We start from the raw sequence: 500 nt of genomic DNA, 5'->3' as shown, positions 1-500 counted from the left end.
GGTTTCAGCGGCGAGAAGCTGTCGCTCAACTTCCAGAACATCGAAGTGCGCTCCCTGCTGCAGGTGATCGCCGACTTCACCAACTTCAACATCGTCACCTCCGACACGGTGACGGGCGCGCTCACGCTGCGGCTGAAGGACGTGCCGTGGGACCAGGCCCTGCAGATCATCATGGACGCCAAGGGCCTGGGCATGAAGAAGTCCGGCTCCGTGCTGTGGATCGCGCCCAAGGACGAGATCGACGCCCGCACCAAGAAGGACTACGAGGCCGCGCTCGCGATCCAGAAGCTGGAGCCGCTGCGCACCCAGGCCTTCCAGCTGAACTACGCCAAGGCCACCGACATGGTGGCCCAACTGGCCAACAACAGCACCGGGAGCACGGGCGCTTCCACGCGCTTCCTGTCCGAGCGCGGCAGCGCGATCGCCGAGCCCCGCACGAACCAGCTCTTCGTCACCGACACGCCCGCCAAGCTCGAAGAAGTCCGCCAGTTGCTGAGCAC

Annotated in this window: 1 protein-coding gene; it reads left to right on the top strand. The window is 65.2% G+C overall.

The features are described 5' to 3' along the window. On the top strand, window positions 1–500 hold a 500-nt coding region (locus GVL52_RS31835; protein WP_200847968.1), incomplete at both ends, for a secretin N-terminal domain-containing protein.

The organism is Rhizobium sp. 18055 (assembly GCF_902706285.1).
In the GTDB taxonomy this organism is placed as follows: Bacteria; Pseudomonadota; Alphaproteobacteria; order Rhizobiales; family Rhizobiaceae; genus Rhizobium.
Note: the sequence above shows the minus strand (reverse complement) of the source record. Positions and strands in the feature narration are given on the sequence as shown.